The 25,665-nt window shown below is 44.8% G+C and carries 27 protein-coding genes and 2 tRNA genes; 25 read left to right on the forward strand and 4 right to left on the reverse strand.

All coding sequences use genetic code 11. From position 1 onward, the window contains the following. Window positions 1-11: 11 nt before the first annotated feature. From CVV44_17860 to CVV44_17930, 15 genes are all read left to right on the forward strand, one after another. A complete protein-coding gene (locus tag CVV44_17860; GenBank protein ID PKL36087.1) occupies window positions 12-1,094 on the forward strand; it encodes a two-component system response regulator in 1,083 nt (360 codons plus the stop codon). 437 nt (window positions 1,095-1,531) lie between these two features. After that, entirely contained in the window at window positions 1,532-2,614 is a 1,083-nt protein-coding gene (locus tag CVV44_17865) for a hypothetical protein (protein PKL36088.1), read from the forward strand. Window positions 2,615-2,917: 303 nt separating this feature from the next. Next, on the forward strand, window positions 2,918-5,896 hold the full coding sequence (fdnG, locus tag CVV44_17870) for a formate dehydrogenase-N subunit alpha (GenBank protein PKL36089.1): 2,979 nt from the start codon (window positions 2,918-2,920) through the stop codon (window positions 5,894-5,896). 12 nt (window positions 5,897-5,908) lie between these two features. Then, a complete protein-coding gene (locus tag CVV44_17875) occupies window positions 5,909-6,721 on the forward strand; it encodes a hypothetical protein (protein PKL36090.1) in 813 nt (270 codons plus the stop codon). 28 nt (window positions 6,722-6,749) lie between these two features. Beyond that, window positions 6,750-6,983, forward strand: a complete 234-nt coding sequence (locus CVV44_17880; protein PKL36091.1) for a hypothetical protein — start codon at window positions 6,750-6,752, stop codon at window positions 6,981-6,983. Between the two features lie 73 nt (window positions 6,984-7,056). Further along, window positions 7,057-7,248 (forward strand): hypothetical protein, encoded by a 192-nt coding sequence (locus tag CVV44_17885; GenBank protein PKL36092.1) that lies wholly within the window; start codon window positions 7,057-7,059, stop codon window positions 7,246-7,248. Window positions 7,249-7,431: 183 nt separating this feature from the next. Next, window positions 7,432-7,953, forward strand: a complete 522-nt coding sequence (locus tag CVV44_17890) for a GNAT family N-acetyltransferase (protein ID PKL36093.1) — start codon at window positions 7,432-7,434, stop codon at window positions 7,951-7,953. Window positions 7,954-8,046: 93 nt separating this feature from the next. Then, window positions 8,047-8,691, forward strand: a complete 645-nt coding sequence (locus CVV44_17895; protein PKL36094.1) for a hypothetical protein — start codon at window positions 8,047-8,049, stop codon at window positions 8,689-8,691. Between the two features lie 347 nt (window positions 8,692-9,038). Continuing rightward, a complete protein-coding gene (locus tag CVV44_17900; GenBank protein PKL36095.1) occupies window positions 9,039-10,271 on the forward strand; it encodes a hydrolase in 1,233 nt (410 codons plus the stop codon). Window positions 10,272-10,289: 18 nt separating this feature from the next. Next, entirely contained in the window at window positions 10,290-11,471 is a 1,182-nt protein-coding gene (locus tag CVV44_17905) for a hypothetical protein (protein ID PKL36096.1), read from the forward strand. A 16-nt stretch (window positions 11,472-11,487) separates the two neighbouring features. Beyond that, entirely contained in the window at window positions 11,488-12,132 is a 645-nt protein-coding gene (locus CVV44_17910) for a Crp/Fnr family transcriptional regulator (GenBank protein PKL36097.1), read from the forward strand. A gap of 85 nt (window positions 12,133-12,217) precedes the next feature. Beyond that, a tRNA-Arg gene (locus CVV44_17915) sits at window positions 12,218-12,291 on the forward strand. A gap of 124 nt (window positions 12,292-12,415) precedes the next feature. Beyond that, window positions 12,416-13,486, forward strand: a complete 1,071-nt coding sequence (locus CVV44_17920) for a peptide chain release factor 1 (GenBank protein ID PKL36098.1) — start codon at window positions 12,416-12,418, stop codon at window positions 13,484-13,486. Continuing rightward, entirely contained in the window at window positions 13,482-14,324 is an 843-nt protein-coding gene (prmC, locus tag CVV44_17925) for a peptide chain release factor N(5)-glutamine methyltransferase (protein PKL36099.1), read from the forward strand. Before CVV44_17920 ends, prmC begins: the two co-directional genes overlap by 5 nt. 17 nt (window positions 14,325-14,341) lie before the next feature. After that, window positions 14,342-15,676 (forward strand): hypothetical protein, encoded by a 1,335-nt coding sequence (locus CVV44_17930; protein PKL36100.1) that lies wholly within the window; start codon window positions 14,342-14,344, stop codon window positions 15,674-15,676. Here CVV44_17930 and nth read toward each other — a convergent pair. Next, entirely contained in the window at window positions 15,636-16,268 is a 633-nt protein-coding gene (gene nth, locus CVV44_17935; GenBank protein ID PKL36101.1) for an endonuclease III, read from the reverse strand. The genes CVV44_17930 and nth overlap by 41 nt on opposite strands. 12 nt (window positions 16,269-16,280) lie before the next feature. Then, on the reverse strand, window positions 16,281-16,880 hold the full coding sequence (locus tag CVV44_17940) for a non-canonical purine NTP pyrophosphatase (GenBank protein PKL36102.1): 600 nt from the start codon (window positions 16,878-16,880) through the stop codon (window positions 16,281-16,283). A 235-nt stretch (window positions 16,881-17,115) separates the two neighbouring features. Between CVV44_17940 and CVV44_17945 the strand changes: the two genes are divergently transcribed. After that, window positions 17,116-19,188, forward strand: coding sequence for a hypothetical protein (locus CVV44_17945; GenBank protein ID PKL36103.1), 2,073 nt, complete (start codon window positions 17,116-17,118; stop codon window positions 19,186-19,188). Window positions 19,189-19,403: 215 nt separating this feature from the next. Beyond that, window positions 19,404-19,766: a two-component system response regulator gene (locus CVV44_17950; protein PKL36271.1), complete on the forward strand. Its 363-nt coding sequence runs from the start codon at window positions 19,404-19,406 to the stop codon at window positions 19,764-19,766. A 50-nt stretch (window positions 19,767-19,816) separates the two neighbouring features. Here the strand turns inward: CVV44_17950 and queD are convergent, their stop codons facing one another. Continuing rightward, on the reverse strand, window positions 19,817-20,191 hold the full coding sequence (gene queD / locus CVV44_17955; GenBank protein PKL36104.1) for a 6-carboxytetrahydropterin synthase QueD: 375 nt from the start codon (window positions 20,189-20,191) through the stop codon (window positions 19,817-19,819). Window positions 20,192-20,225: 34 nt separating this feature from the next. Then, on the reverse strand, window positions 20,226-21,260 hold the full coding sequence (locus tag CVV44_17960) for a hypothetical protein (GenBank protein ID PKL36105.1): 1,035 nt from the start codon (window positions 21,258-21,260) through the stop codon (window positions 20,226-20,228). Window positions 21,261-21,465: 205 nt separating this feature from the next. On the opposite strand from CVV44_17960, the gene CVV44_17965 reads away from it, so the two are divergent. From CVV44_17965 to rplJ, 8 genes are all read left to right on the forward strand, one after another. Continuing rightward, window positions 21,466-22,383, forward strand: coding sequence for a hypothetical protein (locus tag CVV44_17965; protein PKL36106.1), 918 nt, complete (start codon window positions 21,466-21,468; stop codon window positions 22,381-22,383). Between the two features lie 186 nt (window positions 22,384-22,569). Next, window positions 22,570-22,642 (forward strand) — tRNA-Thr (locus CVV44_17970). Window positions 22,643-22,884: 242 nt separating this feature from the next. Then, entirely contained in the window at window positions 22,885-23,037 is a 153-nt protein-coding gene (gene rpmG / locus CVV44_17975) for a 50S ribosomal protein L33 (protein ID PKL36107.1), read from the forward strand. Between the two features lie 33 nt (window positions 23,038-23,070). Beyond that, window positions 23,071-23,256 (forward strand): preprotein translocase subunit SecE, encoded by a 186-nt coding sequence (locus CVV44_17980; GenBank protein ID PKL36108.1) that lies wholly within the window; start codon window positions 23,071-23,073, stop codon window positions 23,254-23,256. 2 nt (window positions 23,257-23,258) lie between these two features. Further along, window positions 23,259-23,900, forward strand: a complete 642-nt coding sequence (gene nusG, locus CVV44_17985) for a transcription termination/antitermination factor NusG (protein PKL36109.1) — start codon at window positions 23,259-23,261, stop codon at window positions 23,898-23,900. Window positions 23,901-23,926: 26 nt separating this feature from the next. Further along, on the forward strand, window positions 23,927-24,367 hold the full coding sequence (gene rplK / locus CVV44_17990) for a 50S ribosomal protein L11 (protein PKL36110.1): 441 nt from the start codon (window positions 23,927-23,929) through the stop codon (window positions 24,365-24,367). A 48-nt stretch (window positions 24,368-24,415) separates the two neighbouring features. Next, complete coding sequence (locus CVV44_17995) at window positions 24,416-25,099, forward strand: 50S ribosomal protein L1 (protein PKL36111.1); 684 nt, start codon at window positions 24,416-24,418, stop codon at window positions 25,097-25,099. Further along, window positions 25,099-25,614 carry a 50S ribosomal protein L10 gene (rplJ, locus tag CVV44_18000; protein PKL36112.1) on the forward strand — a complete coding sequence of 172 codons (516 nt, stop codon included), beginning with the start codon at window positions 25,099-25,101 and terminating at the stop codon, window positions 25,612-25,614. The genes CVV44_17995 and rplJ overlap by 1 nt, the downstream gene beginning before the upstream one ends. The last annotated feature ends 51 nt before the right edge of the window (window positions 25,615-25,665 follow it).

Consider the following 25,665-nt stretch of genomic DNA (forward strand, 5'->3'; position numbering starts at 1 on the left):
GTTTGAATATTATGAATGAAACTATGAAAAAAATACTCTGTGTCGACGATGAGGAACTCATACGCCAGGTTGTGGGTGATTATCTCGAAGACGCGGGATACCAGGTGGAGCGCGCGGCCAACGGGAGAGAGGCATTGCAGATATTCCATGAGTGGAAACCCGACCTGATTCTTCTTGATCTGCGGATGCCTGAAATGGATGGCAAGGAAGTTCTGGCCGAGATACGCAAGGTATCCAATGAGATACCGGTTATCGTCATTTCCGGAACGGGCTATATCAAGGATGTGATCGAAACCCTGCACCTGGGCGCCTGGGATTATATCACGAAACCCGTGGAGGACATGGCCATTATTGATTATGCCGTGCAGAAGGCCCTGGACCGTCTCAGGATGATTGAAGAGAACCGTCGCTATAAACAGGACCTGGAAGAACTGGTGGGGCGGCGTACCACGGAACTCAAGGTGGCCAATACACGCCTTGTCAATATTTTGCAGGAAATCGTCCATTCCCTTTCAATTGCCACGGAGAAGCGCGATCCATACACGGCGGGGCACCAGGAGAGGGTTTCCCTGCTCGCTGCCGCAATAGCCACGGAGATGGGACTGGACCGCGAACAGATCAGCGCCATCCGTATTGCCGGTCTTCTGCACGACGTGGGGAAGATATATGTACCCCAGGAATTTCTTTCCAAGCCGACGCGTTTAGAGCCCCATGAAATGGAGGTGGTGAAGAAGCACAGCGAGGTAGGATATGAAATAATGAAAAACATTTCATTTCCCTGGCCCATCGCGGAAATCGCCCTGCAGCATCATGAGCGCCTTGACGGGAGCGGATATCCCCGCGGCCTGAAAGGAGACGATATCCTGATCGAATCCAAGATAATAGCGACGGCCGATGTGGTTGAGGCCATGTCATCGCACAGGCCTTACCGGCCGGCCATGGGTATCGAAGTGGCCCTGGCTGAGATAGTCAACAACCGGGGATTGAAATTTCAGCCTGAATGCGTGGATTCCTGTATAAAAGTGTTAAAACGTCTGGACGGTAAAATCGAGGCAATCAAGGATTTCTATGAGGATTTTCTCAGGAGTATGTAAAAGATATTCAATATTTTCCAGGGTAATGCCGACTTAAAAAATAGGTCAAGAAATCCTGTTCAAGGAGGAATGGGAGACCACACGGAGGTTTTTTATGGATAATCTCATGAAAATGGAGGATCGTGAGATAAGACCTGCTCAACTCAAAGGAAATTCCAACAAAATTCGCGAATATCGTGAACGAATTTCCGATGAAGCATATCTGGATCACGCAATTAACAAAATCGCAACAGATTTATCTCATTATCTGACCCGGTAGACCTCTAGCTCTGGCTGCCCGGGAGGATATAACAGTCCTTTTCGGGAGGCAATGACAGCTGTGATGCGGTAATCACAGCAGAGAATCTCCAAACAAGTGAATCAGTCCCTGCCCGGAAGCGGGGAGGGACTGATTTTCACTTGACCGCAAACCAATTCCGCTGCTAGGATTACAATATATGATACGAAATGATTTATTTATCCGCATGAAGGAGAGCCGATCTCAAAGATATCTTTTTTTTCTTCTGTTCGGCATGGTTTTCATCGGCCTCCTTTTTATATTCCGGTTTTATCTGTGGACATTCCTTTTTGCCCTCTTTTTCTACATGGCCTTGAAACCGGTCAATGACAGGTTGAAAAAAATTGTAAAAAAGGACTTTCTCAGTGCTACGATAGTCATGATTACGCTTTTCCTGGTGATACTGATCCCCCTCTTTTTTGTGCTTCTTGCTCTCGTAGATCAATCGTTCCATTTCTATATTTTTGTTCAGGACAGGATCAGTTCAGGTGCTCTGAGTGACCTGCAGAACAGTCATGCCCTAAAAGGACTGCTGAAGATCATGGATATGGAGCAGGCCGATCTGCTCCGTGAGATGGTTGTTCTCGTAAAGGAGACGGCTCTCTCGACATTTTCAGGGATCACATTGCTGCTGACTTTTCCCGTAACCTTTATAATTAAATTTTTTTTCATGCTTCTCATGTTATTCTTTCTTTTAAAGGATGGCGGCAACCTGGGCTCTACTATTTATAAGATATTGCCCTTCCCCGATGAAATAGAGAAAGATGTTATAGAACGACTGAAACAGGTCATCAAGGTGCTTCTGGCCGGGAACCTGCTCATTATGCTGCTCCAGGGATTCATGGTGGGGCTCGGGCTTTTTATTGCAGGATTCAGCGCTCCTCTCCTGTGGGGGACCATTGCCGGAATTCTGTCTCTTATTCCCGTGGTGGGGACCACCTTTATATGGCTTCCCGCCGTTATCTATATGGTTGCGACAAAAGCATATCTCATGGCTGTGTTCCTGGGGCTCTGGTCTCTCTTCTGGTATCTCGTGTTGGAAAATTTGCTGAAGCCTCTCATCTTTGGGGAAAAGCTGAATTTTCATCCCGTCATTTTTTTCTTTTTACTGTTGGGTAGTATCCAGGCCTTTGGCCTCGCAGGAGTTATCATCGGTCCCCTTCTTCTTACTCTTTTTTACTCTTTGTGGGAGATATATAAGCTTTTTGATGTGTATGACATGGACAGGAGGAACAGGGAATAGGAGTCGGACCAGGAATTATAATCAAGTAGTGGTGCATCTGTAATGTGAGCTGTAAAGAAATTAAAAAGGTACTTTAAAACTTTACCGTCTGGCGTTTCTTCTTTTTATTCAGCCTTTACTGCCCGATTATTTTTAATTATTATATTTGACAAATAGTCTTGCTGATCTCAAATGTTAGATTAAGCATAAAAAAATACATATCGTTGCCGGTATGAATACATTAAATTCCGATAAAGATTCGGCGTATTTATACAAAAAAAAGCTCTTTAACATAGCTTAATACACAGCACAGGGAGGATGTATATGCCTGTTACCAGAAGAAACTTCCTGAAAATGTCGGGGACAACGGCTGCCGGCGCCTTTTTTGGCGGAACGGCGTTTCTCACCGGGTGTAAGTCCCAGGACAAACTTCAGGGAACAAAAGAAACCACAACAATCTGTCCTTATTGCGGTGTTGGGTGTGGACTCGTTGTAGCGGCCAGAAATGGCAAGATAGTAAACGTTGAAGGAGATCCCGATCATCCAATCAACAAAGGGGCACTGTGCTCAAAGGGTAATGCCATCTATCAGATAGCAGCCAATCCCATTCAGCGAAGGCTGGATAAAGTACAGTATCGCCGCCCCGGGGGAACCCAGTGGGAGGAAATATCCTGGGATCAGGCAGTCAAAATGATTGCCAGAAGAGTAAAAGATACCAGGGACAAAACTTTTGTAGAAAAAGAAGGAGCCTATACAGTCAACAGGGCTCAGGGGTTAGTTGGACTCGGCGGTGCGGCTCTTGATAACGAAGAGTGCTATGTCTGGTCAAAGTTCGCCCGTATTATGGGCATTTCATATCTTGAACACCAGGCGCGAATATGACACAGCGCAACGGTCGCCGGTCTGGCGGCTTCATTCGGTCGTGGTGCAATGACAAATCACTGGATAGATATCCAGCATGCGGACGTTATTTTTATAATTGGAAGTAATGCCGCAGAAAACCATCCAATTTCTTTTAAATATGTTCAGAAGTCCCGTGACAAGGGGGGCAAACTCATTGTCGTGGATCCCCGTTTCACCCGTTCAGCTTCTTTGGCGGATCTTTATGCACCCATCCGTCCCGGAACAGATATCGCTTTCATAAACGGTATCATGAACTACGCATTACAGAATGACAGAATTCAGAAAGAATATGTTGTTGAGTATACTAATGCGTCACTTCTTATCGATCCCAAATATACTTTTAATGATGGGCTCTTTTCCGGATATGATGTGGGAAAACGCAAATATGACAAAGGCGCATGGAAGTATCAGGTAAATGAAAAAGGGATACCCAAAAGGGATAAAACCCTCAAAGATCCCAACTGCGTCTATCAGCTTCTCAAAAAGCACGTGTCACGGTATACTCCTGAGCTTGTATCATCGGTGACAGGATGTCCTGTAGACTCTTTCTTAAAGGTAGCCGAGCTTTACACGAGTACATTCAAAAATGACCGTGTAGCCACTATCATGTATGCCATGGGAACGACCCAGCATACAGTGGGTTCCCAGAACGTCAGGTCCTACGCCATGCTTCAGCTTCTTATGGGCAACATTGGAATGGCCGGCGGAGGAATTAACGCTCTTAGAGGTGAGTCTAACGTGCAGGGTTCAACGGACCATTGCATTCTCTGGCATATTCTTCCCGGATATCTCGGCATACCCAAGACAGACAAGGATGTGAATCTTGAGGCGTATATTAAGAACAATACTCCCAAGAGCAACGATCCCATGAGTGCCAACTGGTGGCAGAACAAACCCAAGTATCTGGTCAGCATGCTCAAGGCCTGGTACGGCGATGCCGCCACAAAGGAAAATGATTTCGGTTACGACTGGATACCCAAGGCAACGAAGCCCTATCCTCATATCGTATTATTTGAGGACATGTATGCGGGAATGCACGAGGGAGCAATTCTTATGGGTACCAACCCCGTTGTTGGCGGTCCCAACTCAACGAAGGAAGCGAAAGCCCTTGAGAGACTCAAGTGGCTCGTATGCGCAGACCTGTGGGAAACCGATACTTCCATTTTCTGGAAACGTGAGGGAGCGAATCCCGGAAGCATCCAGACAGAGGTATTTCTCCTCCCTATGGCAGCGTCGGTTGAAAAGGAAGGCAGTGTTTCCAATTCAGGGCGATGGGCCCAGTGGCGGTATAAAGCGCAAAATCCTCCGGGACAGGCTATTACGGACCTTGATCTCATTGACAAGCTCTTTACTGAAATCAGGGCGCTCTATAAAAAAGAGGGTGGCAAACTTCCCGAGCCAATTCTCAAAGCCAACTGGAATTACAAGCATAATCCCGATGAGCATGAATGCGATCCTCATCTGGTCGCTCAGGAAATCAACGGATATGCCTGGAAAGGCAATGGCAAGATGGGAAGCCTTATGGAAAACTTCACCAAACTGGCTGCCGATGGTACCACGGCCTGCGGTAACTGGCTTTACAGTGGCAGCTATAATGGAAAAGGAAATAATATGGCGCGTCGCGGACAGAAGGACGCCTCCAATAAACTGGGCATGTATCCCGAATGGGCATGGTGCTGGCCGGTTAACAGACGGATCATTTATAACAGAGCAAGTGTGGATACCAAGGGTGTTCCCTGGAATCCCGCGAAGGCAGTTATTAAATGGACCGGCAGTAAGTGGGTTGGTGATGTTCCCGACGGCGCGTGGCCTCCCGGATCAAAGCACCCCTTCATTATGAACAGTGAAGGCTATGCAAGGGTATTCGCCTCCGGTATGGCCGATGGTCCCTTTCCTGAGCACTATGAGCCCATGGAAAGTCCCGTAAAAAATATATTCAATTCACAGAAGGTGAATCCGGCAACGGTGATTCTCGGTTCAACATTGGGAGAATTCGGCGACAGCTCACAATATCCCTATGTGGCAACATCATACCGGGTAACAGAACACTGGCAGGCTGGTGCTATGACGCGAAATCTGCCGTGGCTTACAGAGCTCGTTCCCGATATGTTCTGTGAAATAAGCCCGACTCTTGCCAAGAAGAAGGGCATTAAAAACGGCGATAAGGTTTTTATCAGATCAAAACGTGGTAAAATTGAAGCTCGTGCCCTGGTAACTGAACGTGTTCAGGCGTGGAAGGTACAGGGTAAAGAGATTGAAATGGTAGGTATGGTCTGGCATTTCGGTCAAGGTTGTGCGGTTAGCGGTGATTCCTGCAACAATCTTACACCGCATATAGGTGACGCAAATACAATGATCCCGGAATTTAAAGCATTCCTGGTGGACATTGAAAAGGCGTAAGGAGGTCATAACATGTCAAAAGCATTTATCGTTGATACAACAAAATGTCAGGGTTGCAGGGCCTGTCAGGTTGCCTGTAAACAATGGAATGGCCTTCCCGGAGAAAAGACCGATTTCTTCGCCGGCCCGGAACTCACCAATCCGGCCGAGCTTTCAGCCATTACCTGGAACTACGTTAAGTTTTTCCCTCTTGATAGGGCAAACGCAGAACGTCCAATATGGACGATCATGCATAAAAAGTGCTATCATTGCAAGGACGCGAACTGTATAAGGGTCTGTCCTCAAAAGGCCATCAGCAAGGTGGACGGATGGACGATTATCGATCAGAGCAAGTGCATCGGATGCGGTGCCTGTGAGAACGAATGCATATACCATGTTCCGCACGTAAGCAATGTAAACCACACTAACGATGTGGGACAGCATATTGTCGTGAAGGATAAGTCTCACAAATGCAACGCCTGTACGCTCAACGAAAGAGATGTTCCGGCCTGTGTAAACACCTGTCCTTCGCAGGCGCTTATTTTCGGCGATCACGAGGAGATGGTAAAGCATGCCATGAGGCGTCTTGCCGAGATAAAAAAAGAATTTCCCCGTGCAAGCGTATACGGACTCAACGAATTCGGCGGACTGAAGGTCCTGACCATACTGAGAGACGCACCCTCAAAATATGGTCTGCCTGAAAACGTCAAGGCCATTGAGATCACCGCTCATGACGGCATCAAGGATGTGTATTCCCTGCTGTCCTCCTTCACCTTCGGTATACCAGCTCTGAAAAGAGCGGCATATCGTGCGGCGAAGTCCATGGGTTCTTCTAAAAACGCGTAAACTGCATAATGGCGGGGGGCACTGCTTAATGCCTGCAGATTCTAATCTGAAATTTATTTTCGATCCTTCCGCATCCGGGCCCATCAGAGAAATGTCGCTTGCAATGCTTTTAAATATTGTTTGCCTATTTTTTTTACTTTTACTGAATTTTCTCGCCGCCTTGTACAGCGTTTCCATTGAAGAAAAAGCATTGATCGATCATTATTCCCTTTTCATCGATGTCTTTATTCTGCGTAAAATTGTTGTGAATGCAGGATTATAAATTAATTTCCTTGAAATTGATTCAGGACAGTGATACTATTATAGTATCTTGAAACATGGGGGGAGGGAGCAAAATGAGTCCTTTAAAAGAAGCCGCCATTGTCACGATAAAGCGTATGCCCGATGAATGCACCGCAGAAGACATCATGCGTGAGGTTTCTTTCACAATCCGGGTTTTTGACAGCCTGAAGCACTCACAGCACGGTGAGAGGATTTCTTCCGCTGAAATGCTGAAAATAAATAAAATCTGGGATAATGATTTTTAACCCTGTAACCACCATTGTCCTGATAATACAGGATGAGTGTACGTTAACAGAACAAGGTCTTTCTGCACCTCCAATTCCTCGTTGACAGCTTTATATAAAAGGGCATCATCTTATTCAGTGCATTTAAATATGCACGGGCCGTATAAAATGCAGTGAAACTGCCTGGCAGGGCTGGAGCAATACATGATTCGTGAAGCAATACTGCCCGACTCGGAATTCATGGCGGACATACTGGTGAGGGCATGGTGTACCGCCTACGCGGGGCTCATCGACTCCCGGTATCCTGAAACCATGGAGAGGGGCAGATATGGTGATATCTTCAAATACAATATTGAGCATGGTACCGAAATGATTTTTGTGTACATGCAGGACGGCAAGGTGCGTGGTTTTGTCTCCGGTCATTTTCGAAAAGACTGGTATGACTGTGAAATAAAGGGACTCTATGTCGATCCTGATTTCCAGGGAAGAGGTATGGGTGGTGAACTTATGGGGACCATGCTGAACTTTTTCCGGGAGCACCGGTGTCGACGCATGGTTGTCTGGACCCTGAATGGTGCGAAAAACAATGCCTTCTATGCCCATCATGGCGGTATTGTCAGGGAAAATAAGGAACTTGATATCGGCGGCAGTAGCTATCCCGGTGTGGGGTTTCTTTTTGAGCTGACAATGGAGAAATTTCTGAAGCGTCAGGTGCAGGAAATGTAAAATAATGATGAGTGAGTGATACAGCGTTTGACAGGGTGAATAAACAATGGTATAATTGTATTTCCCCACTACAAAATATGGAGGAATCCTCTTATGTTGATGAGAATAATCAGCCTGGTTGTTACGTTGATGTTTTTACTGTCACCTGGCGCTTCCCGGGCTATGGCCGATTCGGATTGCCAGGGTCTTGGCAGGGGTGCTTGCGGGGCTAAAGCCGATTGTGTCTGGGTATCGGGATATACTAAACAGGATGGTACTGAGGTAAAGGCCTATTGCAGGTCCAGGCCTTCGGGTGAAAATATGAGGAAGGCAGAGAGACCGGAAAAATCCCGGAAGGATGAAAATGCTGTTAAGCGAAAGGGAAAAGCCGACAGGGATGAAGATGCAGTTAAGCGCAGGAAAAAGTCAGACAGGGATGAAACTGCCGGAGATAAACCGGTGAAAGAGAAACATGCAAAGAAAAAAGTCGATAAAGAAGATACTTCCCATAAAAAATCTCCGGGAGAAAAAATTAAGAAAGATCAAAGGTCAAAAAAAGCAAATAAAGACGAAAATGCAGTAAAGCAAAAGGACAAGAAAAGAAAAGAAGAAGGTAAAGAGAAAAAGCCGGCAAAGGAAAAACAGGGTAAGAAAAAGCCGGAAAATAAAAAGTCTGTGAAGGAAAAATCCGATAAGGGGAAAAATGTGAAAGAAAAAACAACAAAGAAAAAAACAAAAAGTGATAAAAGCAAGGAGTAATTCCAATTAAAACCGGCTTCAGGAACGCATCCCGAAGCCGGTTTCTATGAGAAGGGCATCTCTGTCAGGGCTACATGACTCTTTATTTATCCTTTTCCGGGACTATAATTCCCCCGCATTATACCAAAACATTGTGAATTTTTACTTAAAGCCTCCCGATAATCAAAGAAATCAGGTGTATTAATTTACTTGACGCGCCATATTTAAAATACTAAGGTAAGAACGCTTTGTTTATTAGGTAATGGCGGTTAAAATCCGGTCTCTGCAGACAGCCATAGGGAATAATATTTCGATGGGCAGGGATTGAACGCTGACACAATGAATCTTTATAATAATACGGGATATATATGATGAGCAATTGGTCCATTAAGGGAGTCGAAGTTTTAACACCGGATGAACATTTAAAGGATGCTGCGGTTACCATGGAAAGGGACCTGATTGCCAATGTGGCCCGCAAGTCCCCGACCGCTGATATTGCTATGGAAATTGAGGGAGGGATACTTATACCGGGCCTTATCAACTCCCATGATCATCTTCTTGGTACGTACTATCCCAAGGTGGGTAACGGTCCCTATGAAAACTGGCTTCCCTGGGATAACGATCTGAAAAGTTCTCCATTATATCAGGAGCGCCAGCAGATTGAAAACCGCGACCTTTATCTCCTGGGAGCCTACCGGAACCTGGTTTCGGGCGTTACCACCGTTTCAGACCACATTCCGCATTTTGTAGCTCAGCCATATTATGATATGCTTCCGGTTAAGGCCATACGTGAGTATTCGTTGGCGCATTCCATTGCCAGCTTTGCCCTGGCCTGGGGTGGTGAGATATCCGACGAGTACAAGAAAGCCGTTGAAGAAGGGCTTCCTTTTATTACACATATAGCCGAAGGCTTTGACTCTGAAACGCGAAGGGACCTGGAGACACTGATCTCCCGGGGAGGTCTGGGTGATCATTCAGTCCTGGTCCATGGCATAGCCTTCAGCGACTCCGATATGGATAAAATAAAAAAGGCCGGTGCATCGGTGGTCTGGTGCGGTGATTCCAATACCTTTATGTTCGACAAAACGACCAATATCAAGATGCTTTTGGACAAGGGAATCAATGTATGCATCGGTACCGATTCGCCCATGTCAGGAGGTTTGAACCTCCTAAGTGAAATGAGGTTTGACAGGGATCTGTATAAAAAACTTTACAGCAAGGATCTCTCTGACGCAACAATACTGAAGATGGTGACGACCAATCCTGCAAGGGCCTTCTGGCTGAAGAACAATGGCAGGGTGCAGAAGGGCTGTATCGCAGACATGGTTGTTTTCAGAAACAAGGGAGGCAAACCCGAGAGTTCGGTTGTAAACGCGGAGCTGAAAGATGTTCTTCTCATTGTGATAGACGGACTTCCCGTGTACGGTTCGGCCCGGTATGCCGAGACGTTTGATGAACTGGGGATACTATATCAGCATATAAATTTGGACGGGGAGGATAAGATCATCATCGGCGATCTTATCGGGCTGTTGAAACGTATCAGCCGCGCCGTGGGATTTAAAAAGACATATCCATTCCTGCCGGTGGAATTCGACTTTTAAGCTGTTGGGGGATTTTTAATGGCAAATGGTTCAGCAAATCAGAGTGGTATCGTTACCCGGCAATATAAATCCGGTTCAATCATATATTTCGAAAATGATAAGAGCGAATATATCTATATCCTGAAAGCAGGCAGGGTCATTCTCACTTCCATCAAGCTCGACACGGGTGAAGAGGTGAAGGAGGATGTGCGGCACGGTGAATTCTTCGGCGTGAAATCCGCCCTGGGGCGCTATCCACGGGAGGAAACTGCCCAGACCATCGGAGAGACAACGGTCCTGGTGCTCAGACTTGCCGATTTCGAAAGGCTGATCTTAAAAAATGTTAATGTAGTAAGGAAAATGCTCCGGGTCTTCAGCAATCAACTCCGGAAGATACACAAGATGGTGCGGTCTGCACTTGGCGAGGGAGATAACGTCAGTCCCGCCCAGGAGCTTTTCAGAATCGGCGAATATTATTACCATGCCGGTGTGTACAAGCAGGCAATGTATGCGTACAAGAAATATATGGAGCACTATCCCGACACAGAATATGCGGCCCAGGCAATGCAGCGTATAAAGGAGATCAGTTCGGGACAGGTTTCCCCGGGCAGTGTTAATATGGATTTTTCCGAAACTGCTGTTTCCGCTAAAAGCGACTCGCATGATATGAGTGATTTTACCCTGGAATCGGAGCACGAAGAGGCTCCTGATTTTAATGGCGACGTGGAAGACGGCAAAGCGTCCATCTCCGATGAGATGGACGACTTCCTTTCCGATGACGCAGGCCTGGGTGATCTCGATGATTTTTCATTTGATGAACCAGCGGGTAAAAAAGGGGCTAAGAGCGCAGAGCAGAAGTTCGCAGAAGCGGATTCGCTTTTCAAGAACAATAAACTGGCTGAAGCCCTGCAACTGTACGAGGATGTTCTCAATTCAGGGCAGGCAACTGATGACAACATTCTGGGGCGTGTCTACCTGGGGATGGGAAAATGTCACGGCAGGCTGGGGCAGCAGAAGGCCGCCATGGAAAATTACAGCACTATCATAAAACAATATGGCAGCTCCCCATATGTGAAAAACGCTTTTTTTGAAATAGCGGCAATGTTTGAATCGGCTCGTCAGAAGGACAAGGCGGTCATGTATTATAAAAAAGCGGCATCAATGTCACCCAGGGACGCTGTGAGTGAACAAGCCATGATGAAAGTCAAGCAACTACAATAGGGCAGGTGGATCCTACATGATACTGGATGATAATTTTTTCGAGAAATTCGGTGTGGAATACGCCCCTAACGAGATCATTTTCTGTGAGTTCGAACCAGGAAATGAATTCTATTTTGTCCAGGCCGGACGGGTGAAAATCGTCAAAGTTATCAATAATCGGGAAAAAACCCTGGATGTCCTTGGAACCGGAGATGTCTTCGGAGAGATGTCTATTCTTGAAGAGGAGCCCCGCTCCGCTACAGCCATCGCCATGGATAGGGTAAAGCTCCTGAAGTTTCATCGGGATAATTTTGATACGCTTTTACAGGGCAATCCGCAGCTTGCCTATAAACTGCTCCTCATATTCTCCAAGAGGATCTATGATGCCAAGAGAAGGCTCATGATACTCCTCCTCGAGGAACCGCAGCTGAAAGTCATGGATGTGCTTATTATGCTGGCGGAACAGGATCCGCATCTGGATGTGCAAAACGAGATTTCCCTGCCTGTAACCGCCCAGCAGGTTGCCAGTTGGGCCGGTATGGCTGATACGGAAGTTCAGAAACAGTTGAACCATCTGAACCAGATCGATAAGATAGTTCTCTATGCAGACAGGATAGTGGTGCGAAACATACGGGATTTTCAGCGCATGGTGACCTCAAGACGTAAAAATATGTATTCATAATGCACCTGTTCTCATTTTTTTCTTGCTAAAATACACGCAAAACTTAGTTTGATCCTCGGACGGAATAGTTGCCGTCCATACTTACGCTCCCGTAGCTCAGGTGGATAGAGCAGTGGTTTCCTAAACCATGTGTCGGTGGTTCGAGTCCTCCCGGGAGCGCATTTTTTTAAAATAACCGGTGAACGGTTTTCTTTGCTCATTTTCGGTGTATATTTATAACAAGGGATTTATGACAGTAAATAAGCGGTAATCACCGCTATTTTTTTTATCCGGAGCATGGTGTATGGAAGACAAACTGCGTCGATTGCATGAACGCTTCAAAAATCTCGATGAAGAACTGGTAAGACCCGAAACTATCGGGGATCAGAAAAAATTCAGAGATCTGAACAAAGAACGATCGCACCTTGCCCCTATCATCAATACCTACGAAGAATATCTGAAGGCAAAAAAGGAATTGGCTGATTCGTCGGAACTTCTCAAGATAGAGGAAGACGGCGAAATGGCATCCATGCTTGAGGATGAAATAATCGGGTTGAAAGAGCGCATTGAAAAAATGAAAGAAGAGCTGATTCTCCAGCTCCTTCCCAGGGACCCTAATGATGGAAAGGATGTGATCATGGAAATCAGGGCCGGCACCGGCGGCGAGGAAGCTGCACTTTTTGTATCCGATCTGTTCCGAATGTACAACCGGTATGCTGACGCGAAGGGATGGAAGGTAGAGTTTATCGAGGGCAATTCCACGGAGATCGGCGGTTACAAGGAGGTCATTTTTTCGGTCCGCAGTGAAGAAGCCCATGGAAGACTCAAATTCGAGTCGGGGACCCACCGGGTCCAGCGTGTTCCCACCACTGAATCGGGAGGGCGGATACACACCTCGGCGGTAACCGTGGCCGTAATGCCCGAGGCCGAAGAGGGTGAGATAACCATTGATCCCAACGAAATAAGAGTCGATGTCTATCGTGCCTCCGGCCATGGCGGGCAGAGTGTTAATACTACGGACTCGGCTGTGCGGATAACACATATCCCTACGGGTATGGTTGTGACATGTCAGGATGAAAAATCGCAGCTTAAAAACAAAACCAAAGCATTGCGTGTGCTCAGGGCGCGCCTGTATGAGAAGGAAATGTCTGAGCGGATGAAAAAGGAATCGGACATAAGGAAATCACAAATAGGATCCGGGGACAGAAGCGAGCGCATTCGCACATATAATTTCCCGCAGTCGCGGGTCACCGACCATCGGATCGGGCTTACGCTGCATTCTCTTGAAAGCTTTCTCGCCGGAGAGATCGATGAGGTTGTGGATGCTCTGCAGAAGCATGAAATCGAATTACTCCTGAAAGACGTGAACAATTGAGGGCTTACTCTTGATACTTGCCGATGTGCTCAGGGAATCAATTGAAAGGCTGAAATCAGCCGGACTGGAAAATCCTGTTGTTGACGCCGAGGTGCTCATGGCGTACGTTCTCAAAACAGAAAGATTCAAACTCACAATTAACAATAAAGAAGAATTGTCCCCCCTGGATATCAAAAAAATCAGGTCTGCCGTTAACCGAAGAATGCAATATGAACCCGTTGCCTATATCACCGGTGTTAAGGAATTCTATTCTCTGGAATTCAAGGTAAATCCCGGTGTATTGATACCACGCCCCGAAACCGAACTGCTCGTGGATCTGGCCATATATTACGCTCCCCAGCAGGGTGTGGTGCTTGACATTGGTACGGGTTCAGGTATTATTGCCGTATCCCTGAAATACTGCAGGAGAGATCTGACTGTGTTCGCGACGGACATTTCAAAAGACGCCATCTCCGTGGCCAGAAAAAATGCCAAGGCCATACTGGGCAGGGATCTTCCCCGTTTTTGCCAGGGCGATATTTTCACTCCTGTACAGGGAATGACGTTCGATCTCATCGTTTCCAATCCTCCCTATGTCGATCCGGGAATGAGGAATGCGCTGCAGAAGGATCTTGCTTATGAGCCCGAGATAGCTCTTTTCAGTGAAGACAGTGGGAGGGCGGCCATTACGGGCATCATTCATAATAGCAGGCCATTCCTATCCGCGGGCGGAAAACTGCTTCTTGAGATTGGATCAGAGATGAAAGACTTTGTCATAAAAGAAGGCCGGAAAAAGGGCTTTGCCGTTTCGGTTCTCAATGATTATGGCGGAATGCCCCGTGTTGCCGTACTGCAGTAAAATACCGGGAGGAATGGATGACCATTTTACTCGACCAGCTTAAGAAAATCTCCACTTTTGCCTTTTTATTGGCGATTCTTTTTTTTGTCAATATCCTGTTTAATGTCAATTTTAAATGGAGCGGTATATCGCTCATTGTTCGTGTTTATATTTTTCTATTTTCCTTTTTCATGATATACAATTTTTCCCTCATCGAAATTGAAGAAAAAAAGAAGGAGTATCGTGAAAAATATGGCCGCCTGGGGGCCTACTATCTGTTTGTCGCAGCCAGGCTTGTTCCCTTTGTTATCATCTATGCCATAACGGTCATATTCACCCTCATTGATTATATAGGCCGCCCCGGCTGGTTTATAAATTCAATCATCGATCTTCTAAAAGGCAAGTACGCCAACATGGTCATTTATTCATTGATCCTGCTTATCATTTTGAAGATACGACGGGACCCCTTGATAACCATACCCCTGTTCCTGGCGGCGTCCATGTTTTACCTGTTGGTCCTGGACAAGATGATATACAATTATTCTTCCGAAGGAATAGCCATCTCTATAATAAAAATAGTCAAATATATTATGTTCGTGTTCCTTCTCATATTTGAATTTTTTTTTGAGAAAAAGAAGATAAAGATTCCCGCTATTGTCGGTACTATTTTCGGTATATTAATCCATTGCATTGTTACTGTGCTGATATATCTATTTTATATTTTTTCACCGGCCGGATCTCATGCGCAGTTAAAATCAGCGCGGCTTCTTCTTCATTCAGGTTTTTCCTTTCCCTTTACCACGATGGTTGATGAGGCAAGAAAACAAAAAGCCCCCTATGTCGTAAGGGATGTCATTACCTACTCGGAGCTCTATAAACTAAAAATAAACATGAGTGATGGCGAATGGGAAAATATAATAAGTGAATCTTCCCTGGCAACGGTAGAATTAATCTGCACTTATCTCATGGACATGAATAAACTCCTGTCCTATGAGGTACTGATGGCATATGCGGAAAAAAAATCCAGCATTCATGACAAGCAGCTGGCAATATCGGAGCATTTTGTGAAATATATGGCTCTGTATGTGCCCGATAAAAGGGAGGACTTTCAAAACAGAATCAGCAGGGGAAATATAGTTCTCATGCTCTGGGGTATACAGGTTCTTGGAGAAGCCAGGAGTAGAGAGTCCATGCCCTTCCTTATAAACTGCCTTACGGATATGAACACCGAGATTTCTGTTGCCGCATACAGGACGCTTACTGAGATTACGGGCATAGATCCTGCGCAAAAGGAAAATTTTCATGCCAATATCCCGGCCGTAATCGGGAGATTCAGACAGTTTTATCTGGACTACCGCAAAGGTCTTCAATAGGGCACACGGAACACCGGGGATTCCTTGCGGTACACGTTCTTCTTCCGTGAGCAATCAGGATCAAATGGGTTATTTTCCAGCATTTTTCCGGTATGAGGGCCGTAAGTGATTCTTCCACCCTGAAAGGATCTTCCGATCTAATATATGCGAGCCTGTTGGCAATTCTCATCACATGCGTATCCACGGCCAGGGCGGGGATATCAAAACCCATGGAAAGAATTACGTTGGCTGATTTTCGTCCTACTCCCGGCAGAGACTCGAGAGCATCTCTTTCGGCCGGGAGGGTACCGTGGAACCGCTCCATGACGGCCCGCGAAAGGGTGATGATGTTTTTTGCCTTATTCCTGTAAAACCCCGTACTTTTAATGATTGTTTCCACGTCGGGCAGCCTGGCACCGGCCAGGCTGCTGAAATCAGCATATCTGTCGAAGAGCACTGGCGTTACGGCATTGACCTGCTTATCCGTGGTCTGGGCTGAAAGGACAACGGCGATGGTCAACTGGTAGAGATTGCCAAAGTGCAGGTCCGGTGTGACCTCACCATACCATGCACGAAGTCTTTTCTGAATAAGATTTGATTTTTTTCTGTCCATAGGTGGCAGATCTTACTGCTCTTCAGTGAGATTTGCCAGGATTTCCGCGGCCTTTTCCAGGGCCAGGGCCCTGTGACTGATTTTATTTTTCTCCGACAGGGGGATCTCGGCCATGGTTTTACCATACTGCGGGAGATAAAATACCGGGTCATAACCGAATCCCTGGTCCCCCGATGGCTCTTGGGCTATAATGCCGCGGCAGATACCCCTCGTCGTGTGACATGTCCCATGGGGGATGGCAATTGCTATGGCGCAGACGAACTGTGCATTTCTGTCATCTCCCGAAGATTCCATTTCATGCAGGAGTTTCATATAGCGATCTTTGTCCGTGGTGTTATCTCCGCCGTACCGGGCCGACAACACTCCGGGTCTTCCATCCAGTGCATCGACACAGAGACCCGAGTCATCGGACATGGCGGGGAGGCCTGTAAATTCGGCTATTGCCCTGGCTTTTTTTTCTGCATTTTCTTCAAAGGTGCTCCCATCCTCATCCACTTCGGGAGGGGACTGAAACTGGTTCAAAGTCAAAAGCTCCAAATTTTCAATATGGGAGAATTTTTCCTTTATCTCCCTGATTTTGTTTTTATTATGTGTGGCCAGAACAAGTTTCATGCCATTATCTCCCGGGGAGCAAGGTAGATGGGAAAGTTGCCGCCCCATGATTTTTTCGTAAATATATAAAAACAAATTGAAAATTATTACTGAATATGGCAATAATTATTTTAATTGATCGGTAGTGTTGCGTAGCAAGGCAGAAACGGAAATTATGAGTATATTGATTGTATAATCACTTGCTCATTTGACTGACTGAAGCGATGAAAATTTACCGGTCCATGAAGTTAAAACAATGAAAATAAGCAAATCGGCTCTCAGCGGAATCATTATTTTTCACATACCGGATCTTCTTCTCATGTTCCTGTTTTTTTATCTGCTCTTCCACTGGCATGTCTACATTGTCAGCATGTTTCCCTATATTCTGGGTGGTATTATATTTTTCGTAATTCTCCGTATGCTGATAATCGTTGCCACAGGGAGATATTTTTATTCCAGCCGGGTCGGCATTATAAAAGATATAATAAATGAATTCAAAAAGGGACGGTTTGTTTCGCAGGATAAATACAAGGAAATAGCCGGTGATGATGAGTTCGCCCTGGCCCTGAAAGAACTGGTCATGGTGGGGAAGCATCTGGATAATATCGTTACGTCCCAGCGCGATGAGATAGATAAATTTCATGAGCTGTACAACAATATTGTTTTCTCTATCAGTTCTTACTTCATTGTCATGGATGACGACAATACCATCATTTTCGCCAACGAGGGTTTTTGTAAAAAATTTCAGCTCGATGTGGATGAAATGGCGGGGAAGAGCATCGAGGATATTTTCTATTTCGTAAACGCACGGCTTAAGGGCGGAATCGTAAAAGCAAAGACCGACGGTACGTCGGTGATACTGGAAAAAACGCATCTACTCTCGGTGAATAAGGTGTCAATTATTGCCGATATAAAAATTTCCAACATCTATATCCAGGGCAGGAATCAGATCATGCTCATCATAGATGATGTGACCAATAAGCTCCGCAAGGATTACCAGATTTCGCTCATGAGCCAGATTTCCGAATCAATACAGAGTGATGTGGAAATAGAACGGGTCCTCTATACCATTCTTACCGGCGTAACCTCAGGCTCCGGCCTGGGATTCAACCGAGCCATGCTTTTTCTTGTCGATGAGGATGAGAAGGCCCTGGTGGGGAAAATGGCCGTAGGTCCCGATTCCTTTGAGGAGGCAATACAGATATGGAGCACCACGCCGGCTGCCGGTGTGCTTCCGGTCAAAGATGATATCCTCAACATCGAGAGCGGGAAAAGTCTCATGGATTCTGTTTTGAAATCAAAAATATTGCTCAATGAGAATAATATATTTATACGCACACTGATGAAAAAGGAGTTTGTGCATATCTATGATGCCTTCACCGATCCCGGCGTGGATGATGGAATCAGAAAGATGATGGATGTGAAGGAATTCGTCGTGGTCCCCATCATTGCCGTTAACAGGGCCATAGGCATAATCATTGTGGATAATAAGTTCAACCAGGTGCCAATAGGAAACGACAGTATCGAGCTGCTGAGCATATTCGCGTCACAGGCGGCGCTCTCTATTGAAAGTTATAATAATCTTGTTTCGGTCAAGAAGGAGATGCAGAAGATTTCACGCCGCCAGGATGCAATTGTTGAATCGGAAAAAATGGCAGCCGTTGGCCGTATCGCAGCACATATCGCCCACGAGATTCGGAACCCCCTGGTCACCATGGGCGGTTATGCCAGGCGGATATCCCAACAGACCAGGGATATCCCCAAGGATGGCGTGAAAACCGGGGACAATATTAAAAAGGCAGCCCATATAATAATAAAGGAATCTGAACGGCTGGAAAAAATTCTTTCCAATGTAATGGACTTTACCAGGCCGTCAAAGTATATCAAGGAGTTCAATAATGTCAACGAGGTGGTGGTGGATACGGTGGAACTGCTGCGCAACCTCTTTCTTGAAAAGAAAATCATAATTGATATTGATATGCAAGAGAATATTCCCCTGGTTAAATCCGATTTCAACCAGATGAAACAGGTCATGCTCAACCTGATCCAGAATGCCATTGATGCCACGCCGGCAGGGGGCAGTATAAACATCATCACCGAGAATGATTCACAGTTTGTCGCTATCAGAGTTCAGGATACGGGCATCGGGATCGACCAGGAGGATCCCGACATAGTCTTCGAACCCTTCTATACAACGAAGGTCACCGGCGTGGGACTGGGACTTGCCAATGTGAAAAAAATCATTAAGGACCATAACGGCTCCATCGAGGTGAGTAACCGTGAAAATTCCGGTGCCGAATTTATCGTGAAGCTGCCCATTCCCTTGTAATCAGGGGAGCGGTTCTTCATGTATTTTCAAAAAAAGTGTTGAAATAATCAAACTTTTATGTCACAATTTTTATCTATACCGGTATTGTGAAATTTTAAAATTACTAAAAACGGGACTGAACCCTTTTGTGGTTTTAAGGCATAAATTCTCGGGAATGAAATAAAACGAATCATATGAAAATGTCCCGGTCAAATCACCAGGGAGGTGTGTCGGCAATGAGTAAAATATTGATAGTCGAAGATGAACAGCATCAGAGAGAACTCTATGCCATGGAGTTGCAGGATGAGGGTTATGAGGTGGAACAGGCTTCTAACGGTAAGGAGGGCGTGGAGAAAGTAAAATCCAATAAATATGATCTGGTTATAATGGATATCAGAATGCCCGAAATGGATGGTATTGAGGCCCTGGGGAAGATATTATCGCGCGATAAAAAAATCCCCATTATTATTTATACCGCCTATTCAAATTATAAAAGCAATTTCATGACCTGGACAGCCGATGCCTATATCACAAAATCATCCAACCTTGATGAGCTGAAAGACAAGATCCGCGAGATATTATCAACACGTTCAGCGTGACGAATTCGGAAGAATGAATCATTTTATAACCTGACTGGTTAGACGAAGCATCATGGGATATAGGTGCAACGTGACGTATCTGATTCCCAGACCGTCAGGGAATGAAGCTGGATCGGCGGTGATATTTCCGCAAGTTTTTCCAAGATCAATCCCGCAATAAATTCTGCAAGATTCTCCGAACTGGGATTTTCTTTGTCAAAGGGAGGCACATCATTTATATTTTTGTGATCCAGGATGGAGAGTATTTCTTTCAGCATTTTTTTCAGATCATGAAAATCAATGAGAAGTCCTATACCGTTGAGCGTTTCACCCTTCACCGTCAGTTCAACCTTCCAGTTATGGCCGTGAAGATTTTCACACTTTCCCCGGTATCCCCGAAGCTGATGCGCCGATGCGAAACTGTCTTCAATGGTTAAGAGGTACATTGATTTCTCCTTATCACAAGCCTGTCTGCAGATGTTATATGAAACTCGCTAACAGCCGGGCTATTCTTTCTATCTCTTTTTTTGTTAGTGTAGGATAGAGGGGGATAGTATACAATTTTTTTGATAAACGGTCACTGTTGGGATAATCGAGTCCCCGGTATCCCATGAGAGCGTGGAGGGGCGTTTCAATGGGGCGTATGGTTTCGATGCCGTTTTTTTTCCAGTATTTGACAACTTTCTCACCCGAGGAGTCAAACAAGACCGGGAAGGACTGGTACGCAAATCCTTCATTGAAGGGCATTGGTGCCTTGTGGGATGTGATGCGTAATGCATCACTGTATTTTCGGGCAATTTCTCTTCTTCTTTTAAGGAACTCTTTTAGTTTCATCATCTGAGATATGCCCATGGCTCCCTGGATATCCGTCATGGCATATTCATAGTTGACGGTGGTTTCATTGTTACCTCTGAAATCTCTCATGGTTGAAAAATACTTGGTGTTATTGGTGAGGATCATACCACCGTTTCCCGTCGTTATTATCATGGAAGGTGCAAAAGAAATAACCGCGAAAGAAGGGGTCGATCCTGCGGGGTGTTCATTGTTTTCCGTGCCTATGGCATGGGAAATGTCCTCAATGATGGGGATGGTCAGATCTGCCAGCTCGTCAAGGGGGAAATGGAATCCGAAGGTATGCCCTACAATTATTGCCTTTGTGTTTTCAGTTATACAGGCTTTGATTTGTGCGGAAGAGGGGAATAGGGAATTTTCGTCGTTGTCCACCAGAACCGGTTTACCGCCCAGGATGGACAGAGCATTGTAAGGTGCCATGTAAGAAAAGGAAGGCATGATGACCTCACTGTTTGCATCTATCTGGAGGGCCTGAAAAATGAGGTGATATGCTGCTGTCACGGAACTGGTGGCCAAGGCAAATTTAAGGCCTGTCATTTCACTCATGGTCTGTTCAAATGTTTTTACCGGCCCTCCCGTGTTTAACTCGTCATGAATAAGGCAGTCGAGAACGCCTTCAAGCTCACGGCGCGTAATAGTCGGTTTGTTTGATACTATCTTCATGTTTTTTAACTCTGTCCCCTTCCTGGAATCTGAATTCTGAATTCTCAATTCTTCTCGCGTGAGGTCAACAATTTTTGATCGACCCCGGGTATTTATTTGCGATTTCCATTGATCTGATTTATTAGCTATACATTAATTTAGTATTAAAGTCTCATGAAAATATATCCGATAACAAACATATAGAAATCGGTTGGAGGTTACTCAGATGAATAAAATGCTGAAAGGAATGGCAACAGTAATAATGATCGTTTTTGCCATGGTGATCCTTACGGGATGCACGCCGGGAAAAACACAGTTAAAGAAAACTGTTAATAATAATAATCAGCAGCGGGAATACGCTAAGGTGGATGAGTTGGGCTTTGACGAAGAGAATTCTTCCTTCGGAGATGATATGCCCGTGGTAAATGAATCCAGTGTTGATAAAGGGAAAAACAATGACTATGACGATCCTGATGCTTCAGCGCGGAGCAGGCAGGATTCGGAAAAATATTTCCAAAAGGGACTTGCTTCATGGTATGGCAGGGAATTCCATGGGAAAATAACCGCTTCAGGTGAGCGGTTCAATATGAATGAATATACCGCTGCGCACAGAACACTTCCCTTCGGAACCATTGTTCAGGTAAAAAATCTGGAAAACGGTAAAACAGTAAAAGTAAAAATCAATGACCGTGGTCCCTACAAGGGAAACCGAATTATTGATCTTTCCTACAATGCCGCAAGAAGTTTAGAGATAGTCAGACAGGGCCAGGGCATGGTGGAAATAACCATACTTAAAAAAGGTATGGAAAATCCCAGGGATAATGCGTATATCCAGGATCAGAAAGCAAATTCCAATGTTGAACCCGTTGTCGATGAATATTATGACAATGATAAGTCCGGAAGGGACCAGTATTCAGGAACCGGTAGTGGAAATCTGTCACTTCAGGCCGGTGCTTTTTATTCCAGAAGAAATGCTGATAAATTAAAAGAAAAGATCGAGTCACTGACTAATCTGTCCGTTATTGTCGAATCCGATGGCGATATGCATAAAGTTCGAATTAATGGTGTTTTGGATAGAAGAGAAGCCAATAAATTGAAAAAAATACTTGCCAACGAGAATATTCCTTCCTTTATAATTGAGTGATTCAAAAAAAAGGAATTATCTCAATAAACTATCATCGAAATATCGGGGGAATGACATGATGAGATGTTATTTCCCCGTGTTTAACCGCTATTAAAAAGGTGGGCCGTATTAATTTGTCAATAGCTGAAAATTTCATTGACAAAAAAAGGGTTGTTTCAAATACTTCACCCTGCTTTTCCCACACAGGCCCACGTAGCTCAGTCGGTAGAGCATTTGCATGGTAAGCAAAAGGTCACCAGTTCGATTCTGGTCGTGGGCTCATCCTTGTATTGTTTTTGTAATATAAGGGAGCCGCTATAAATTACATTTTAGATATTCCCTGGTGGGCATGAAGAGGATAAAATCAGATTTTCCCATTATTCTAGAAATGAAAGATCTGATATAACGGCAGCCATATGATTAATATGGTTTGTAGATATTATTTTTAGCAAAAATGCTTGACTGAAATCAAGCAGGTTATAGTTTGCACTAGCTTTATAATGGTATAAGGTAGGGAACGGTATGCGTGACATAATATTATTGGCCTGTCAGGACTGCAAGAGAAGGAATTATTCTGTTACAAAGAATAAAAAGAACCAGACCGGTAAACTTGAAGTGAAAAAATACTGTAAGTTTTGCAACAAACATACAAATCATAAGGAAACGAAGGCATAAAAGCACTCCATTCTACTAATATACGGGTAAAATCTGGTGAAAAAAGCAATACAGTTTGTTAAAGAAGCAAAAGATGAATTAAAAAAAGTAACCTGGCCTGAAAGGGATGAGGTGACCAGTTTTACCGGTGTTGTAGTTGTCACAGTTGTCGCTATTTCGCTTTTTTTGTGGTTTGTAGATTCTGCCTTGATGGTACTGATTAAAACGGTGATGAAATAAATATGGCAAAAGAATGGTATGTTCTGCATACGTTTTCCGGTTACGAGAACAAGGTAAAACTTGCTCTTGAAAAAATGCTCGAGGCTTCCAGAAATCAGCAGCAAATTGAATCATCGGGAGGGCAGTATTCCGGCGAGAATTACAGAGACAAGAGCAGCCATTTTTTGCATGACATCCTGTTTCAGGGAAGAATACCGACTATTGATGTGCCTGAAGTAAAAGATGGTAAAAGAAAGGTAAAATCCAAGAAGTTTTTGCCTGGCTATATCCTCCTTGAGATTGACCTGATTGATAATGAATCATGGGTTCTTGTCTGGAGCAAGATAAAAAAAATTCAGGGTGCCACGGGATTTGTAGGAACATACGGAACTGAATTGAAAAGCACCTTGCCGAAATCGCTCACGCGGGAAGAGGTAAATTCCCTCTTCGATCAGATGGGAGAACAGAAAACAAAAGAAAAGGCCTCCCTTGTTATGGATTTCAATGTGGGAGAGCATATAAAAGTAATTGACGGTCCATTCAACAATTTCAGCGGCATCGTTGAGGAAGTATTTCCCGAGAAGGGTCGGTTGCGGGTAAAGGTTGAAATATTCGGGAGAGGAACTCCTGTTGAGCTTGATTTCGTACAGGTCGGTAAGATATAACGTGAATTTTTAAATTGAGGATTATTATGGCACCCAAGAAAAAGAAAAAAAAGATAGTAACAGAGATTAAACTGCAAATACCCGGTGCACAGGCAAACCCTGCTCCCCCGGTTGGTCCTGCCCTTGGACAGCATGGTCTTAATATAATGGATTTCTGTAAGGCTTTTAATGACAGAACGAAGGATCAGCAGGGGACCATTCTTCCCGTTGTTATCAGCGTATACGAGGATAGAACATATACTTTTATTATTAAAACACCTCCGGCGTCGGTATTGATAAAGACGTCTCTGAAGCTGGAGAAGGGATCCAGTGAGCCGCATAAGGATAAGGTGGGTAAAATCACCAGAGCGCAGCTTGAGGAAATTGCTAAAACAAAAATGCCCGATTTGAACGCCAATGATCTGGATGCCGCAGTTGCCATTATTGCCGGTACCGCTCATTCCATGGGCGTGGATGTGGCTGAGTAAGCTTGATATTATAAATACGTTCCGACTTATTGAGAAGAGGTTATTAAAATGAAACGCGGGAAAAGAATTAAGGAAGCAAGGACACACGTTGATAAAACAAAGCTCTACAACCTTGATGAGGCCGTTGTCCTGATGAAGGAACTGAAATTCGCTAAATTTGACGAATCAATCGATGTTGCTGTAAAACTCGTTCATAAAAGCTATCAGAATGTTCGTGGTTCCGCCGTACTTCCTGCGGGAACAGGTAAAGAAAAAAAGGTTCTGGTAATATGCAAGGGTGACAAACAAAAGGAAGCTCTTGAAGCAGGAGCTGATTTTGTCGGCGGTGAAGAAATAATTGAAAAAATCCAGGGCGGATGGGTCGACTATCAGGCAGTCGTTGCAACTCCCGACATGATGAAGCTTGTGGGAAAATTGGGACAAGTACTGGGTCGTAAAGGACTTATGCCGAAACCCAAGGCTGGCACGGTAACGGATGATGTAAAAGGTATCGTAAAGGAACTGAAAGGTGGCCGGGTTGAATACCGGGCCGATAAAACCGGTGTAGTTCATATGATTGTCGGCAAGGTTTCATTTGAGGATAATTCCATCATGGACAATGTTAAGGCAATTTTTAATCAGATAGTAAAGGATAAGCCTTCCGATGCGAAGGGAAGCTATGTTAAATCGGTGCATATCAGTTCCACCATGGGTCCTGGTATAAAAATCAATCATAAGGGGATTGAACGATAATGGTTAAGCAATATAAAATAGATGAAGTTGGTGTCCTTGTTTCTCAACTGAAGAATAAAAAAGACATTTTCCTTACTAATTATTCGGGAATAAAAGTGAAGGATCTCGGCGTTCTTCGCAGGAAACTTCGTGAAAAAAATGCAGACTATAAGGTTGTGAAAAACAGTCTTTTTAAGCGCGCACTTACCGATGTCGGTTATTCGGGAGTAGATGATTTTTTAAAGGGCCCCATCGGTGTTGCCTTTGTTTCGGGCGATGTGGGAGAAATAGCCAAGATTCTCAAGGAATTCGGCGATGAACACGAAAAGTTCTCATATACAGCCGGTGTCATTGATAACGTTGTGTACGGTACGGACCAGGTTAAGAAAATTGCGTCACTTCCTTCAAAAGAGGTGCTGCTTTCACAGACTATGTCAATGATAAATGCTCCTGCTTCTTACATAGCCATGGGCATGAATCAGATAATTGCCTCGTTGGCCAGGGGAATTAAAGCAGTTTCAGAAAAAAACAGCTAAGGCTTGTTTATATAATTAACAATATAAGGGTGTATTAAAGGTATCTTTTCC

It is taken from the genome of Spirochaetae bacterium HGW-Spirochaetae-1 (genome assembly GCA_002839375.1).
Lineage (GTDB): Bacteria > Spirochaetota > UBA4802 > UBA4802 > UBA5550 > PGXY01.